Source organism: Photobacterium sp. Alg240-V54 (assembly GCF_900537155.1).
GTDB lineage: Bacteria > Pseudomonadota > Gammaproteobacteria > Enterobacterales > Vibrionaceae > Photobacterium.
Window position 1 is genome coordinate 409,734 of sequence record NZ_UNRL01000002.1, and the last position, 12,804, is coordinate 422,537.

The 12,804-nt window shown below is 41.0% G+C and carries 12 protein-coding genes; 5 read left to right on the forward strand and 7 right to left on the reverse strand.

Annotated elements, in window-relative coordinates; all coding sequences use genetic code 11:
- Positions 1 to 74: 74 nt before the first annotated feature.
- The 7 genes from G6R09_RS07360 to G6R09_RS07390 form a co-directional block, all read right to left on the reverse strand.
- The gene (locus G6R09_RS07360; protein ID WP_163921468.1) at positions 75 to 584 is read right to left on the reverse strand and encodes a VC2046/SO_2500 family protein; all 510 of its coding nucleotides are present in this window, start codon (positions 582 to 584) and stop codon (positions 75 to 77) included.
- A gap of 135 nt (positions 585 to 719) precedes the next feature.
- Positions 720 to 1,694: an alpha-L-glutamate ligase-like protein gene (locus tag G6R09_RS07365; protein WP_107204452.1), complete on the reverse strand. Its 975-nt coding sequence runs from the start codon at positions 1,692 to 1,694 to the stop codon at positions 720 to 722.
- Positions 1,695 to 1,697: 3 nt separating this feature from the next.
- Positions 1,698 to 3,212, reverse strand: coding sequence for an inactive transglutaminase family protein (locus tag G6R09_RS07370; protein ID WP_163921471.1), 1,515 nt, complete (start codon positions 3,210 to 3,212; stop codon positions 1,698 to 1,700).
- A 14-nt stretch (positions 3,213 to 3,226) separates the two neighbouring features.
- The gene (locus tag G6R09_RS07375) at positions 3,227 to 4,033 is read right to left on the reverse strand and encodes an ATP-dependent zinc protease (protein WP_065166322.1); all 807 of its coding nucleotides are present in this window, start codon (positions 4,031 to 4,033) and stop codon (positions 3,227 to 3,229) included.
- Between the two features lie 88 nt (positions 4,034 to 4,121).
- Positions 4,122 to 5,096 carry a tRNA 5-methoxyuridine(34)/uridine 5-oxyacetic acid(34) synthase CmoB gene (gene cmoB, locus G6R09_RS07380; RefSeq protein ID WP_163921474.1) on the reverse strand — a complete coding sequence of 325 codons (975 nt, stop codon included), beginning with the start codon at positions 5,094 to 5,096 and terminating at the stop codon, positions 4,122 to 4,124.
- Between the two features lie 16 nt (positions 5,097 to 5,112).
- A complete protein-coding gene (cmoA, locus tag G6R09_RS07385; RefSeq protein ID WP_065166320.1) occupies positions 5,113 to 5,841 on the reverse strand; it encodes a carboxy-S-adenosyl-L-methionine synthase CmoA in 729 nt (242 codons plus the stop codon).
- 173 nt (positions 5,842 to 6,014) lie between these two features.
- The gene (locus G6R09_RS07390) at positions 6,015 to 6,911 is read right to left on the reverse strand and encodes a DUF72 domain-containing protein (RefSeq protein WP_163921477.1); all 897 of its coding nucleotides are present in this window, start codon (positions 6,909 to 6,911) and stop codon (positions 6,015 to 6,017) included.
- A 327-nt stretch (positions 6,912 to 7,238) separates the two neighbouring features.
- On the opposite strand from G6R09_RS07390, the gene aspS reads away from it, so the two are divergent.
- From aspS to ruvB, 5 genes are all read left to right on the forward strand, one after another.
- On the forward strand, positions 7,239 to 9,023 hold the full coding sequence (gene aspS / locus G6R09_RS07395) for an aspartate--tRNA ligase (RefSeq protein WP_163921480.1): 1,785 nt from the start codon (positions 7,239 to 7,241) through the stop codon (positions 9,021 to 9,023).
- 189 nt (positions 9,024 to 9,212) lie between these two features.
- Positions 9,213 to 9,959, forward strand: a complete 747-nt coding sequence (locus tag G6R09_RS07400; protein WP_065166317.1) for a YebC/PmpR family DNA-binding transcriptional regulator — start codon at positions 9,213 to 9,215, stop codon at positions 9,957 to 9,959.
- A 20-nt stretch (positions 9,960 to 9,979) separates the two neighbouring features.
- Positions 9,980 to 10,501 carry a crossover junction endodeoxyribonuclease RuvC gene (gene ruvC, locus G6R09_RS07405; protein ID WP_060996666.1) on the forward strand — a complete coding sequence of 174 codons (522 nt, stop codon included), beginning with the start codon at positions 9,980 to 9,982 and terminating at the stop codon, positions 10,499 to 10,501.
- 186 nt (positions 10,502 to 10,687) lie between these two features.
- Complete coding sequence (gene ruvA, locus G6R09_RS07410; RefSeq protein ID WP_060996665.1) at positions 10,688 to 11,311, forward strand: Holliday junction branch migration protein RuvA; 624 nt, start codon at positions 10,688 to 10,690, stop codon at positions 11,309 to 11,311.
- 27 nt (positions 11,312 to 11,338) lie between these two features.
- Positions 11,339 to 12,355 (forward strand): Holliday junction branch migration DNA helicase RuvB, encoded by a 1,017-nt coding sequence (gene ruvB, locus G6R09_RS07415; RefSeq protein WP_065166316.1) that lies wholly within the window; start codon positions 11,339 to 11,341, stop codon positions 12,353 to 12,355.
- Positions 12,356 to 12,804 lie beyond the last annotated feature (449 nt).

Below are 12,804 nucleotides of genomic sequence, written 5' to 3' on the forward strand. Positions count from 1 at the left end.
TCACGAACAAATTCCGTTTTAATTCCATCTGCATAACGGTAATATTTTATCTTTGATCAACTGCAAATATTACTCTAAGCAGCCCAATTCATTTCACTTTGTCGCTTAGACTTAATTAATGCTAAATAAAGATCTTGTGGTGTCGCTTGTAGCGGCTTGGGCTCGATAGGGGGAAGTTTACGGCGCTCATGGATGGATAAATTATGGAATAAATCTTCAGGCAAACCTTTTGTCTGTTGTGGCGGGTAAGATAGAGCGGTTGGCTGTAATTGTTCAAGTAAGCGAGTACTGGTTAAGCTTGCTTGGTGAAAGGCTTGTGCTTGTTCAGCGGCGCGAGAGTAGCATGATGGCGTCGATGTCAGTGGCTGTGAGGCTGGAATTTCAAAATAAGCCCGTAGCTGCTGCGATGATTGTGTTTCAACTGGCGTGGTATCAACAGGAATGTTTTCATGCAGATCAGCAGATAATAGTGCCAGCATTAATGCAAAATCAGCACGACGGCCACCTTCAACCGCATGGTTGAGGTTAGTACCGAGTTGGATTTCATTAATAAGCTGTATATTATCAAGCGATTGAGTTTGCATGTAACGAATAACTATCGATATAAAATAAGATACTTAAGTTATCGACAATCGTATGGATAACTTTAATGATTTATTTTAAATAATAAAAAGCCCTGAACATATCAGGGCTAATAATATTATTGCGTTAAAACCAGATTAGAACTCAGACTTAGCACCAAATTGATGCGCGCAATAGGCAACCCGTTCTTCAGGTGTTGGTGTATGTGCCGTCACACCCATTGCTTCAATATGGCGTAAGCGTGGTAATAAACCAGTACCGTTAGCGATTTGAATTGCTAACCCTGGGCGAGCATTTAGCTCTAATACCATTGGGCCTTTGGTTTTATCCAACACCATATCGGTACCCATATAGCCTAAACCAGTCATTTCCCATGCACTTGATGCGAGCACTAACAATTTATTCCATTCAGGAACTTTAAGCTCACTCAATAGACGGTCAGTATCAGGGTGGCGGTCAATCGGTTGGTTAAATTGTACCGCTCGAATCGCTTTTCCTGACGCAATGTCGATACCAACACCAACAGCACCTTGGTGTAAGTTCGCTTTACCATCAGATGCAGCAGTTGAACAACGCATCATCGCCATAACAGGGTAGCCTTTAAATACGATCACACGTACATCGGGTACACCTTCATAACTAAAGCCATCAAACACATTATCAAATTGAATCAGGTTCTCGACCATCGCAACATCATTTTTACCCCCAAGCGAGAATAATCCCGCTAAAGTATTGGTAATGTGGCGTTCAACATCTTGTTTATTAATTTCAGCGCCAGAGGGCTTAACGTAAACACCATCTTTGTGCTTCACTATAACTAAAATTCCCTTACCACCAGAGCCTTGGGCGGGTTTGATAACAAATCCTGGCCAATCTTTAACCATATGATGAATATGCTTAACCGTTGCTTGGCTATCGATAACACCAATCAAATCGGGAACAGTTGCTCCCGCCTGTTGAGCAATGAACTTGGTTTTTAGTTTGTCATCCACTAAAGGGTAACGACTACGGTCATTGTAACGTCCAATATAACTATGGTTACGTTTATTCATGCCCATGATGCCACGATCACGCAGTTTTTGTGGTGAAGTAAACTGTGAAAATAATGACATAGGTTAGTCCTCAGCGAGTGGCTTAAAGCGACGTAACTCACTTAGACGATAACCGGTGTAGTTACCTAAGATTAAGATCGCTGCCAGAATAAGGAACTGCACACCAATAAAGTTAAACGTTAGATGACGAATAATAGGTGTTGTCATTGCAAGGTAAATTAACACTGAGGTTAACAGTGAACCACCACCTTGAATAAACACTTCTTTCGCGCCTTCTTCTTCCCATAGGATCGACATCCGCTCGATAGTCCATGACAAGATAATCATTGGGAAGAAGGTAATAGTTAGACCTTCAATCAGACCAATCTTAAATGCCACCACGGTGAATATCGAAATAATCAATATAACCGTTATTATGACCGCGGATATTCGCGCTACCAGAAGTAGGTTGAGTTTCGAGAGATAACTTCGAATAATCAAACCGGTACCGACAATCAGTAAGAAGCCCACAATACCTGTCAGTAATTGTGTTTGGACGAAAGCAACCGCGATCAGTACTGGCATGAAAGTACCAGAGGTTTTTAAACCGATGATCACACGTAAGAACACCACAATTAAAGCGCCGATTGGAACCAGCATGATGGTTTTAAACATCGCCTGTTCTTCAAGCGGTAAGCTATGGATTGAGAAGTTTAGTAGATCTTCTGCTTTAATCTTTTCTTGGGTTGCACGTTGTGGCGTGATGTCTTGAGCAATAATAGAGAAACTGATGTTTGAGTTTCGACCACCTACTACATCAAGCAGGGCATTACCTTGCTGATTCCAAATCATCACATTTTCAGGTTTGCCTTGCTCGCCAGTAGTTAGGTTAAACAGTTGCCAGTTTTTCTGTTGCTTATCCCACACTTCAACCATCGGCGAAACACTTTGACGACGACGCCCATCTTCAAGTGTTAAGCCACTAACAATACGAGAGTTGATGCCTTCAAGTGATAATAGGCTAGTAACTACATCAGCCGATGACATTGTATCAAGTAGCACCGCAGCATTTTGATTTTGTTTATCATGTAGCTCACGAATTAACTCGCGCGCTAATGTCACATCATCAGCAGATAAATTACGAGCTTGGGTTAATAATGCGGTTGCTGCTGTTTGTTGTGGATTACTTAAGCTAACTTCAGCTGGCTCACCTTTAGGTGGTACAGGTTTATATTTAGCATGATCATCAACCAGTAATTGAGTTTTGTAATACAACACTTGCTTACCAATTGCGGTCCGTGTTGCCCAATCGGCTTGACGACCATCTTTGGTATTGTGGATCACAACAGAGTAACCAGGGGGTGATGAAGTACTTTCATCGATAAGAGTAAAGCCCTGCTGGGTTCCGGGTGCTGACATTTTGACTTGAACAGGATCGCCAATAGCGTCGAATTGTACTCGAGCTTCAACTTCCCATACTGCCCGTTCTTTACCGGGGGACCATGGCACACCATAAACATCATGGCGGTACATGCTTAATCCTATACCTGAAATAATTAGCAGTGATATAAGAATATAAAAGGGTATTCTAGACGTCATGACATCCTCATCATTTATTTGTTAACTTGGACTGGTTTAGGTTCAGTCTTTCCCTGAACAAATTGTTTACCTACATCAACTAACGCTATATCTTTAAAGAATTCACGTCCAAGTAAAATAGGAAAATCCATTTTCGTTCTGTCTGCGAGAGTAAATTGTGCTTTTTCGTGTAGATTGCCCAAAGTGATCCAAGCTTCGATAACAGGTCGGCGAACGGCTTCTTCAGACGTTGACTGACGAATACGCACCCAGCGGAAAATAGGTGCTTCAATGGTTTCTGGTTTTGCTTTATTATTGGCTGCAATTTCTGCTGGTGTATCCTCGGCAGAATCATGACTTAAATTAAAACGAACCCATTCTTTACCATCACGTTCAAATGTTTGTACATCGATTGCATTTAGCGATGATGTGGTCGCACCGGTATCAACTCGCGCTTTAAAATGGCTCTTAACTGAGTCAATCCATACCCACTCTTCTTGGCCTAAAATCGCTTTACCATTAGCCGTTTTAGAATCAGTGGCTGGCCGCTCAACGGGAACTCGAACAATTTGCTTTTCAACAATTACTTTAGGTTGAGTTAGGCTCTTATGCTTAAGAAATTTTATATCTTTTGAGATAGATGCTAATTTTCTTTCAAGTTGGCCTATATATTGTTGTTGGTTTTCAACTTGTGTCGAAACATTATTGATTTTAGTATCAATATGCGTTTCAACATGATTAATTGCAGCTAAAGTTTGTTGGTGATTTTTCTCTAGCGTTGCATTTGAGGTACATCCTGAAAGTATCGCTAGTGCAATTACTGATACGCTAAGACGAAGCATCATATCTCCTATGTGCGTCTGTTTTATATAATAACAACATTAGTTTACATCAAAAAAGGGATGCACACAGCATCCCTTTTGTCAGTCGTTAGTCAGGATTCCGCCCTATGAGAATCGCACGTCTAGGAGCAGGATAACCTTCTATCGTTTTTGAGTTATCTTCTTGATCTAAGTATTCTGGAAGAGAATTATTTGTCATCCAGTTGGTTGTTCTTTGTTCATCTGTGGTAGTGATATTCTCATCAACAATACGTACATCAACAAAGCCACATTTTTCCATCCATACTTTTAATGCTTTAGCAGAAGGAAAAAAATACACATTATGCATTTGTGCATAACGGTGAGTCGGTACCAACACGGTATTTTCATCACCATCGATAACTAATGTCTCTAAAATTACTTCACCGCCAGCTCGCAATTGATTCTTTAATTGCAGAATATGATCTAATGGTGAACGACGGTGATAAAGAACGCCCATACTGAATACAGTATCAAACGCTTTTAACTCGGGTAATTGCTCAATGCCTAAAGGCAGTAAGTATGCTCGCTCGTCTTGACCCATTAAACGCTTAATGGCTTCAAACTGAATTAAGAATAGACTCGATGGATCAATACCGACAGTTAGCTTGGCACCTTCACCGAGCATACGCCACATATGGTAGCCATTGCCACAGCCGACATCTAATACGCTGCGACCTTTTAATGGGGTAATGTGAGGTAATACACGATCCCATTTCCAATCAGAGCGCCACTCAGTATCAATATGAATATCGTGCATAGTGAAAGGGCCTTTACGCCACGGGTGTAATAAGCGTAATAAACTTTCTAAACGCTTTTTTTCACCATCGGCAATAGGAACTTGGTTATGTACACTGACTTCGTTTTTTAGATCAATAATATCGGGTTTATCGGTTGGAAACTTTTGTAGCGCACGTACCCAACGCGCCATGTCACCATGTTCTTGTTGTTCCCAATCACTTAATTGTTTAGGTAGAGTATTTAACCATGGGCGCAACGTTTCATGTTGAGCGAGAAGTTGATAAAAAGCTGAAAAACTAAACATATTGGAACTGTAAACCTTATTTAATCGCAAACATTGAGCCAAAGTTGAAGCATTGGAACCACACTTCAGAGCTAGAAAAACCAATATCATTGAAACGTTGTTTATGGGTTTCAATGCTATCTGGACGCATTACATTTTCAATTGCGCTGCGTTTTTGACTGATTTCTAATTCGCTATAGCCATTGGCTCGTTTAAAGTCGTGATGAAGATCGATTAGCAGTTCATTGGCTCGTTCATCATCAAAAATGTATTTTTCCGATAAGATCAAAATGCCACCAGGGCGAAGGCCGGCATAGATTTTCTCTAATAATGCAAGCCGATCATCGGGAGATAGAAATTGGAGAGTAAAGTTAAGCACGACGACAGAAGCGTCTTGAATATCAACCTGACGAATATCAGCTTCAATTACCTGTACTGGCGTTTCAGAACGGTAAGCATTAACTAATAATCGGCACCGTTCAACCATCGCCGCTGAATTATCAATGGCAATAATTTCACAGCCTTCTTGGTGAATATGACGACGCATTGATAACGTGGCAGCACCCAGTGAACAGCCAAGATCGAACACTTTTGAATGTGGTTTGGCAAAGCGTTCAGCGAGCATACCAATAGCAGAGATAATATTGCTATAACCCGGTACCGAGCGTTGAATCATATCGGGAAAAACTTCAGCCACACGTTCATCAAACGTAAAGTCGCCGAGCTTTGCAATTGGCGTAGCAAAAATATTGTCGTGGCTTGCCATTCTCACGAACCTCATCATATATAAAGAACAGGGATCCTACAGGGACTACGATAGTGGCTGGTTTAAAGCGCCGCCATCAGGTGATCCATCACCTTTGAAAGGTCGCGTATTGTAGAGAAAATAGCATCATTTGTCTTTAATAATTGTAAAGAGTGGTCTGAGTTTGATTGTTGTTACAGTAGCGCGATTTGTTGGTTTTGTTGTAAGTGTTGCGGTTGTGCTAAATCAAGCAAGGGGATTGTCGACGCAAGTTGTTGCTGTAAACGCTGATATAATCGCATTGCAGATTCAGGCGCATGGTTGTTATCGGGCGAATGAATAAACAAATACGGTTGTTTGCCTTCAGCCAGCCATAAAGGAATACGCTGTAACCAATTATTAAAGAAAGGATCATTATGGCTATCATTTGGATGACCGATAAACCGAATCACGGGGTTATTGGCTGTGGCTATCGCATGTACGGGTAAGCGAGGCTTTTTGCGTTGAGCTTCAATAATTGCTGCAGTGGTAGCTTGGGCCGAGAACAGCGGTCGACTATCCATAATAATTCGATTGCTGTTTTTTTCAATTAATAAGCGGTTAAGCGCTTTTTCGGCGGCGCCTTTGGTAAAAAATTCAGGATGACGAACTTCAACCCCTGTGGTGAGGTGTGATGGCAATTTATTCAGAAATTGGGCTAATACTGGTAATGCATCAGGACCAAATTGGGCAGGTAATTGAATTTTCCAAATAGCGGTTTTAGCTTCTAAAACGTGCATTGTATTGAGAAAATCAGCAACAGCTTGATCACAATGGCGGAGTTGTTGTTGGTGAGTAATCGCTTGTGGCAGTTTAAAGGTAAACCGAAAATGGTCAGGGGTGGCATCATGCCATTTTTTAACCGTTGTCATATTAGGCGTGGCATAGAAGGTGGTATTACCTTCAACGGTGGTAAATATTTCGGCATAACGCGCCAGACGGTCGCCATTTTTGCAGCCTTTACCGTATAAACTTTGAATCCAATGATTATGTGACCACTGAGTTAACCCTAATCGCAATGGTAACGCACTGCAAGCTATAGCCTTTGTCATGAATATCCTCAATGGAGTTAAGATCAATACGATTTAATTTTAAAGTATTCGTTCAAGAAAAGCTTAAATTACCGTCATTGGAAAAAGATCATTGAGGATTCCATTTTTGATTGGTGGTAGATCGTGCGAATAAACGTGCGGTTAACTTCGCAAACGGAGGCTGTTTGGGTATAATAGCTCGTTATTTTTGCCTCTTGGCCGGCTTGCTATCCAATTTTATGCGTAAATTAGACAGCAAGCGGTCGGGATTGAACCAGTTGTGCTTTGGTTAACAGTAAACTGTAACTTAAACACAAGCATGCTAAATATATAGATTGGGAATTTCTTATGCGCACCCATTATTGTGGACACCTAAATAAGTCCCTTGCAGGACAAACAGTAGATTTATGCGGTTGGGTTAACCGTCGCCGTGATTTGGGCGGTCTTATCTTTATTGATATGCGTGATCGCGAAGGTGTGGTTCAGGTTGTTATTGATCCTGATATGACAGAGATCTTCGGACTAGCTAACCAATTACGTAACGAGTTTTGTATTCGTCTAACGGGTGAAGTGCGTGAGCGTCCTGAAAGCCAATGCAATAAAGACATGGCAACGGGTGAAGTTGAAATTTATGCAACTGGCCTTGAAATTATCAACCGTTCAGAAGCGTTACCACTTGATTTCAACCAAAAGAACTCAGAAGAGCAACGCCTTAAATACCGTTATTTAGATCTTCGTCGTCCAGAAATGAGCGATCGCATCAAGCTACGTGCTAAAGCATCAAGCTTTGTTCGTCGTTTCCTTGATGATAACGCATTCCTTGATATTGAAACACCAGTACTAACAAAAGCAACACCTGAAGGTGCGCGCGACTACTTAGTACCAAGTCGTGTTCATAAAGGTAAATTTTACGCATTACCACAATCACCACAGCTATTTAAGCAGCTGTTAATGATGTCTGGTTTTGATCGTTACTACCAAATCGTTAAATGTTTCCGTGATGAAGATTTACGTGCTGACCGTCAGCCTGAATTTACTCAAATCGATATCGAAACATCTTTCATGTCAGCAGATCAAGTGCGTGCGACAACTGAAAAAATGATCACAGATATGTGGAAAGAACTACTAAACGTAGACCTTGGCGCATTCCCTGTAATGACATTTGAAGAAGCAGCACGTCGTTTCGGCTCTGATAAGCCTGATCTACGTAACCCACTAGAGTTAGTTGATGTTGCTGATATTCTTAAAGATGTTGAGTTCCAAGTATTCTCTGCACCAGCAAATGATCCTAAAGGTCGCGTTGCTGTTATTCGCGTACCTGGTGGCGCATCGCTAAGCCGTAAACAAATTGATGAATACACTAAGTTTGTCGGCATTTACGGTGCGAAAGGCTTAGCATGGATGAAGGTTAACGATCGCGCTGCAGGTATTGAGGGTGTTCAATCTCCAGTGGCTAAGTTCCTAAACGAAGAAGTGGTTGCTAATCTTCTTGAGCGTACTCAAGCTGAATCTGGCGATATCATTCTATTTGGTGCTGATAGCAAGCGTGTTGTAACTGAAGCTATGGGCGCACTTCGTCTGAAACTAGGTGAAGATCTAGAACTAACTGATAAGTCTGCATGGAAACCACTTTGGGTTGTTGATTTCCCAATGTTTGAAGAAAATGAAGATGGTTCATTGTCTGCAATGCACCACCCATTTACTTCACCACTGAACCTAACCCCTGAAGAACTTGCAGCTAACCCTGCAGCTGCGCTATCAAATGCGTATGATATGGTTATCAATGGTTATGAAGTGGGCGGTGGTTCTGTACGTATTCACAACTCAGCAATGCAATCGACAGTATTTGATATTTTAGGTATCTCAACTGAAGAGCAACGTCTGAAGTTTGGTTTCTTACTTGACGCACTGCAGTTTGGTACACCACCACATGCAGGTCTTGCATTTGGTCTTGACCGTTTGGTAATGCTACTTTGTGGCACTGATAACATTCGTGATGTTATTGCGTTCCCTAAAACAACAGCAGCAGCATGTCTATTGACTGATGCCCCAAGCCTAGCAAACCCAGCATCACTAGAAGAGCTTTCTATTGCTGTAAACATTGCGAAGAAAAAAGAACAAGATCAACAGTAATCTTATGCTGTTAACTGCTACTTAATCTAAAGGGCAGCTTAGAATGAGCCAATCACCTAATACAGGGATTGGCTTTTTTTATAACTATTAGATTTAACACTGTTTTGGTAAAAGTCTTTTGTTCGCTTTCATGCTGTATTTAGTTTATGTTTTTTAGAGGATATTAATTAATAGCAGCAGGAGATACTCATGGCTGGTCACAGTAAGTTTGCCAATATTAAACACCGCAAGGCCGCGCAAGATGCCAAACGAGGTAAAATTTTCACTAAGCTAATTCGTGAAATTACCGTTGCAGCAAAAGAAGGCGGTGCTGAACCCGAGAATAATCCTCGTCTACGTGCTGCGATTGATAAAGCATTATCAAATAATATGACACGCGATACCATTAACCGTGCTGCTAGCCGTGGTGCGGGGGGTGAAGGCGATGACGGCGTAGAAACAGTTATTTATGAAGGTTATGGCCCTGCTGGTACCGCGGTGATGGTTGAGTGTATGACTGATAACCGTAATCGTACCGTATCTGGTGTACGCCATGCCTTTTCTAAAGCGGGTGGTAATTTAGGAACTGATGGTAGTGTGAGTTACCTTTTTGAAAAGAAGGGGGTTATTTCATACGCGACAGGGCTAGATGAAGATGCGGTAATGGAAGTGGCATTAGAATCTGGCGCAGACGACATTGAAACCAATGATGATGGCTCTATTGATGTTTATACCACACCGGCTGATTTTGGCGCTGTGAAAGATGCGTTAGATAACGCTGGCTTTACTGCCGAGAACGCAGAAGTAACATTAATTCCGTCAACCAAAGCTGAGTTGGACATAACAACAGCACCTAAACTGTTACGGTTAATTGATGTGTTAGAAGATCTGGATGATGTTCAAGAAGTTTATCATAATGGTGACATGTCAGATGAAGTTGCTGCAGCACTAGAGTAAGTGTTTGCTTCGGAATATAAATGTCAATTATTTTAGGTATTGACCCCGGTTCAAGGATCACGGGTTATGGTGTTATTCGTCAAGTCGGACGTAAACTTGAATATTTAGGTAGTGGGTGTATTCGCACCTCATGCCCAGATATTCCCGGTCGATTAAAACAGATTTATGCAGGGGTTTCTGAGGTCATTACTCAATTTCAACCTGATTGTTTTGCGATTGAACAAGTGTTTATGGGCAAAAATGCTAGCTCTGCGATCAAGCTCGGTCAAGCACGTGGCAGTGCGATTGTTGCTGCTGTGAATGCCGATTTACCGGTCAGTGAATATGCTGCGCGACTAATAAAGCAAGCCGTTGTCGGTAACGGGGGGGCAGATAAAGCTCAAGTGCAACATATGGTGTGCTCAGTACTTAAGCTCGAAGGAAAACCTCAAGCCGATGCTGCTGATGCATTAGCGATTGCTATTTGTCATGCTCACACACATAAAACCTTAATTGCGATGGCTGGTAAAGCCACCAGTGCTCGTCGCGGCCGTTATCGTTAATTGATTTGGTTATCGTGGTTATAAAAAAGCAGCCGTCGCTGCTTTTTTTATCGACTTAATTTTATGACATCACAGATTGTGCGTTTTCTAACTCGGTTTAGTAAAGTTCACACATAAAGGGCTGGATATTGATCCAGTAGTTTACTATTCTAGTGCCAGTTTACTTCCTATTATAGAGATGATGTTGTGATTGGCCGACTACGCGGAATTGTGATTGAAAAACAGCCACCAGAAGTACTACTAGAAGTGGGCGGCATTGGTTATGAAGTACAAATGCCAATGAGTTGTTTCTATGAGTTGCCAGAAATTGGTCAAGAAGCGATTATTTTTACTCACTTTGTGGTGCGTGAAGATGCACAATTATTGTATGGCTTTAATAAAAAAAGCGAGCGTGAATTGTTCCGTGAAGTTATTAAAGCCAATGGTGTCGGACCTAAATTAGGACTCGCGATTTTATCGGCAATGACAGCAAGTCAATTTGTGCGCAGTGTTGAATTAGAAGACGTTACCACACTGGTTAAAATTCCAGGCGTAGGTAAGAAAACGGCTGAACGATTAGTGGTTGAGATGAAAGATCGTCTTAAGGGTTGGGGCGAAGGTGATCTATTTACCGCGGCACTCGACACCGCAGCGTCTAATGCCGAAATTCAACATCCAGCAGCGCAAGCACGAGCTGAAGATGAAGCCGTTAGTGCGTTAGTGGCGTTAGGGTATAAACCACAAATTGCAGCAAAAGTTGTAGCACAAGTCGCTCAACCAGACATGACCAGTGAAGCGATTATTCGTGATGCACTTCGTTCAATGGTGTAATGACACATCCTGTAATAGGTATTTATTATGATTGAAGCCGATAGACTGGTTTCCAGTAATTTCGAGACACCACGCGAAGATGATATTATTGATCGTGCTATTCGTCCGAAATTACTCAATGATTATCAAGGTCAAGATCACGTTCGTGATCAAATGGAAATATTTATTCAAGCGGCGAGACGTCGTAACGAAGCACTCGATCATCTATTGATTTTTGGTCCTCCAGGTCTAGGTAAAACAACGCTAGCGAATATTGTTGCTAATGAAATGGGAGTGAGTATTCGCACTACTTCTGGCCCTGTGCTTGAAAAAGCGGGTGATTTGGCTGCGTTATTGACTAACCTTGAAGAGAACGATGTCTTATTCATTGATGAAATACACCGTTTAAGTCCGCAAGTTGAAGAAATTCTTTATCCAGCAATGGAAGATTATCAATTAGATATCATGATTGGTGAAGGGCCTGCCGCACGCTCGATTAAAATTGATTTGCCACCATTTACCTTAATTGGTGCAACAACACGTGCGGGATCGTTAACATCGCCATTGCGCGATCGTTTTGGTATTACTCAACGGTTAGAGTATTACAAGGTCGACGATCTTAAAGATATTGTATCGCGTAGTGCTAGCTATCTTGGTTTATCACTTGAAGAGGGTGGTGCAATGGAAATGGCAATGCGTGCTCGCGGAACGCCACGTATTGCAAATCGACTATTGCGCCGAGTACGTGATTACGCTGAAGTAAAAAGTGATGGCCATATTTGTCCTAATGTTGCCAGTAAAGCCCTCGATATGCTCGACGTAGATAGCAGCGGTTTTGATTATATGGACCGTAAATTATTAATGGCAATTATTGATAAATTTATGGGTGGACCTGTTGGTTTAGATAACCTTGCAGCGGCAATTGGTGAAGAAAAAGATACCATTGAAGATGTGCTTGAGCCTTATTTAATTCAGCAAGGTTTTTTACAACGAACGCCACGGGGACGTATTGCTACCCAGCGTGCTTATTTGCATTTTGGGCTTGATATACCCAAAACAAAATAAGACTAAATAAAATATAACCATCAAAAACGAGATTATTATAATCTCGTTTTTTTATATCTCGATATTATCAAAACGAAATAAAAAATATATTCATCAGTATTAATGTTAATTAAAATAACAATGATTACCATTTAATAACAATTAATGTTGAGTATTAATTATAATAATTGTCGTGGTGCTATTTGAGCGCTAGCTGATCGTCGCATTATTGTGCAGTTAGTGGCGGATTATGGTTATAGAATGGCATTAAAATAGAATATTTTTCTACTATAAAATCATTCTTTAATTTAAACATACTCTTCATTATTAAAATCTATTTAATACAAAATGATCACTCAGATCAGTTTTGACTAAAAAGGCATAGAAAATAAGGTGGGTTTATCGTAATAGCATGTAATAAAATGGATTTTTATTCTTTAATGTTATTTTTAATAAAAAATACAGAATAA

What these genes read in the sequence shown, in the direction of transcription:
- G6R09_RS07370 (WP_163921471.1), bottom strand. Translation starts at nt 3,212, where the DNA reads ATGACGTCTAGAATACCCTTTTATATTCTTATATCACTGCTAATTATT.
- aspS (WP_163921480.1), top strand. Translation starts at nt 7,239, where the DNA reads ATGCGCACCCATTATTGTGGACACCTAAATAAGTCCCTTGCAGGACAA.
- ruvC (WP_060996666.1), top strand. Translation starts at nt 9,980, where the DNA reads ATGTCAATTATTTTAGGTATTGACCCCGGTTCAAGGATCACGGGTTAT.
- G6R09_RS07390 (WP_163921477.1), bottom strand. Translation starts at nt 6,911, where the DNA reads ATGACAAAGGCTATAGCTTGCAGTGCGTTACCATTGCGATTAGGGTTA.
- G6R09_RS07400 (WP_065166317.1), top strand. Translation starts at nt 9,213, where the DNA reads ATGGCTGGTCACAGTAAGTTTGCCAATATTAAACACCGCAAGGCCGCG.
- G6R09_RS07365 (WP_107204452.1), bottom strand. Translation starts at nt 1,694, where the DNA reads ATGTCATTATTTTCACAGTTTACTTCACCACAAAAACTGCGTGATCGT.
- ruvB (WP_065166316.1), top strand. Translation starts at nt 11,339, where the DNA reads ATGATTGAAGCCGATAGACTGGTTTCCAGTAATTTCGAGACACCACGC.
- cmoA (WP_065166320.1), bottom strand. Translation starts at nt 5,841, where the DNA reads ATGGCAAGCCACGACAATATTTTTGCTACGCCAATTGCAAAGCTCGGC.
- G6R09_RS07360 (WP_163921468.1), bottom strand. Translation starts at nt 584, where the DNA reads ATGCAAACTCAATCGCTTGATAATATACAGCTTATTAATGAAATCCAA.
- cmoB (WP_163921474.1), bottom strand. Translation starts at nt 5,096, where the DNA reads ATGTTTAGTTTTTCAGCTTTTTATCAACTTCTCGCTCAACATGAAACG.
- G6R09_RS07375 (WP_065166322.1), bottom strand. Translation starts at nt 4,033, where the DNA reads ATGCTTCGTCTTAGCGTATCAGTAATTGCACTAGCGATACTTTCAGGA.